The organism is Sulfitobacter sp. EhC04 (genome assembly GCF_001650875.1).
GTDB lineage: Bacteria > Pseudomonadota > Alphaproteobacteria > Rhodobacterales > Rhodobacteraceae > Sulfitobacter.
Map to the genome: position 1 here is coordinate 1 of NZ_LXYI01000068.1, position 2740 is coordinate 2740.

The window sequence follows — 2740 nt, forward strand, 5'->3', positions numbered from 1 at the left end:
GGCCTCTTCCGCACGCAGTCTTGCCTGAGCGCTACGGCTGCTGGCGCCGCGGACAAGGACGGCGCATTTCTTTTTGCCATCCAGGATGGGTTTGCCGGTGCGCTGGTCGAGAACCAGCATCGGGGTCGGTGTTTCAGCTGCGCTGCGCGCGTCGTGTTTTGAGAAGTCCAAGGTATGTTCCTTTTTTGGTTTAGGGGTGGTTTAGGGGTGGTTTATTTTGTCCGCGCGAATTCTCCATGCAGCCTCTCCGCAGCCTCGCAGTACGCTTCGTGGGCCGCTTCTTTAGTTGGGTAGGATCCGAGATTTATTCGCTTTTTGTTAACACATATGCTCGCGAACCACCGGAGATAGGTTCGACACCAGTGAACGCCTTTCAGGCCTGACGCATTGTTTGCATTTTTCTTTCGATTTCTCATGTTTTCGGCGTGGCTTGCCAAACGAAGATTCGAAATTCTATTGTCTTCGGGATTTCCGTTGACATGATCAACGACCGACAAAGGCCATTCTCCATAGTGGATAGCCCATGAAACGCGGTGCGTCAGGTAGACCTTACCAAAGATGTGCCCGCTCAGACCGCCATTTGCTTTCGCGGTGAGGGCTTCACTTTTTGAGAACCTACTGTTCCACGACTTAGACGCGCGGTCATCCGGGAACATCCATGCAGGTCGAGGCTTCCAAAACAGCTTTCCAGTCTCAGGCTCATAGCGGAGCAGTTGACGCAATACGGTTGGGCAAGGTAGGGCTTTTGAAGCCATGACGTGATCTCCATACGATCCGTTGCGGTTAGGGCCAGCCGGTGTTTCAGCGCCGAGTCTGGCCCGCCATTTATAACGTATAGTGCTGATTTTATAAAGAGAATTCGGGATGACGCAGGCGAACCACCTCTGCGCCATCCCTAGCCACCCGAAGGCGGATTTGATCAGACGTAGACGTACCCAGTGTTCACGCGGATCACGAAGGTTGCGCCCTTTTCGGTGGTGTTGTTGCGCTCGGTTTCCATCCAGTTGGCGATGATGCCCTGGAAGTAGACCAGATCGCCGTCAGCGTCGGTGATCTCGAACCAGACGTTGGTATTGGTCCCGGCAAGTGCGCGCACAGCAGTATAGGTGCTGTCAGAGGCGTCATAGGCGACAGCGATACTGACTTCACCGCCATCCTTTTCGCCATTCACCTTTGTCACACGGCCCTCTTTGAGCAGTGAGACGTTGATGCTGGCGATGGTGTCACCCAGCGCGCCGATTGTCTTGACGGTGCCCATTTCGGTGAACGACTTCGCACCGTAATCAGACGCAGCCGCGTCACGGTCGATTGTTGCAGCGACATACCCGATGGTGCCGCCGATCCATGCTGTAAGATCAGCCATTGTTGTTGCCCTTTCATATGGCATAGGAACGGGTCCGCCGTGGCGGGTGTGACCGTTCTCGGTTGGTGGAAGTGCCTGCTGTTCGCTGGTTCAAGCAGCCCGCAGGCAAGGGCGATCTCTTATGGCGCTCCGAACAGGTCTCGGGTTGCGCCGCTCATGGACCGGATGCGGCCCGTGAATTCTGCTGGCACGTCACGCCAGCGTTTCAGGTAACGGTTCGGCAGGGGCGACACGCGATCGTGCGCGGTCAGCCAGTGATCCAAACCTGTGAAGTGCTTCATCGGCGCCATGGGAATGCCGCAGAGGACAACCTGGTCAAAGCCCAGGTCGATCAGCGCCACCTTGGCCGCGAACATGCCGGATGAACCGCTGTGTTCGCATCCGGGAAACTGGTGCGGTGTCAGGACGGCCCCGTCAGGTGCCTTGTTGGCGTCGTGGGTGTAGAGCGGCGCGGGCGGGTATCCCTTGGCATCCCGCTTTGCCAACCATGCGTCTTTCGGGCGGGTCCAATTCAGCGGATGCAAAGAGACCCAAGCCGCCAATGCGCCCGGCCAGGCGTAACCCGCATCGTTGCAGGCGACCACAGCGCCAATAGGCCCTGCGTATGCGTCGACATCATCCCACAGGCAAGCAGCCCCCCCAAGAACTAGGCAGGTGCGCACGACAGGATCACATCTCGCGCCACGCGATGACGGACGCGATAGCCAAGCATCTTCAGCCAGTCGATAGCTTCGCCGCGCTGGTATCCGTACCTTTCAGACAGCCCCTTGTCCTCGATCTGGATCACGGGCCGGTGCACATTGATCGTCTGGATCGAACCGATCAGCGCGGGCATTTCATACCCCTCAACATCGAGACACAGATAATCACAGGCCTTCAGCTTCAGGCTGTCGATTGTTTTGACCGGGATGCTGCCTTTGCCGTCAATGAAGTGCGCCCCGATGTTGCGCGTGTCCAAGCACATCCCTACCCGACCGCGCTTTGATCCAAGGGCTGCCCGGTATGCGGTGACATTCTCCGGCACGTTCTGCACAAGACAGTCGAAATTCGTCTGATCCGGCTCAAAGGTGAACACCCTTTCAAATCGCTCCGCCAGCCACGCAGGCCAGACACCGCAATTGCCGCCCGCCTGAACGGCCACGGCGCGACCATCGGTGAGCCGCAGGGCAGGCTCCATGTCGATGACCGAAGAAAACACCACCTTGCGGCAATGCACGTCACCATCTGGCCACTTGAATCCGTTCAGTTCCATGCGGTTCTTATCCATTCATGTTTCAAAAGATCGTCCTGTTTCTTGCGACCGTGAAAACTGACGGCCGATGCGCCTGCCGGTGGTCCATTTCGGCAATCCCGCTTCCAGCTGACCACCAATCCGGG

Annotated in this window: 4 protein-coding genes; all 4 read right to left on the reverse strand. The window is 57.6% G+C overall.

What is annotated here, in order from left to right; genetic code table 11:
* Positions 1-212: 212 nt before the first annotated feature.
* Complete coding sequence (locus A8B82_RS23745) at positions 213-755, reverse strand: HNH endonuclease (RefSeq protein WP_161489491.1); 543 nt, start codon at positions 753-755, stop codon at positions 213-215.
* 164 nt (positions 756-919) lie between these two features.
* The gene (locus tag A8B82_RS21005; protein ID WP_067297016.1) at positions 920-1363 is read right to left on the reverse strand and encodes a phage tail tube protein; all 444 of its coding nucleotides are present in this window, start codon (positions 1361-1363) and stop codon (positions 920-922) included.
* Positions 1364-1482: 119 nt separating this feature from the next.
* On the reverse strand, positions 1483-1848 hold the full coding sequence (locus A8B82_RS21010; RefSeq protein WP_138069833.1) for a hypothetical protein: 366 nt from the start codon (positions 1846-1848) through the stop codon (positions 1483-1485).
* A gap of 161 nt (positions 1849-2009) precedes the next feature.
* On the reverse strand, positions 2010-2615 hold the full coding sequence (locus A8B82_RS21015; RefSeq protein WP_235604763.1) for an FkbM family methyltransferase: 606 nt from the start codon (positions 2613-2615) through the stop codon (positions 2010-2012).
* Between the last annotated feature and the right edge of the window lie 125 nt (positions 2616-2740).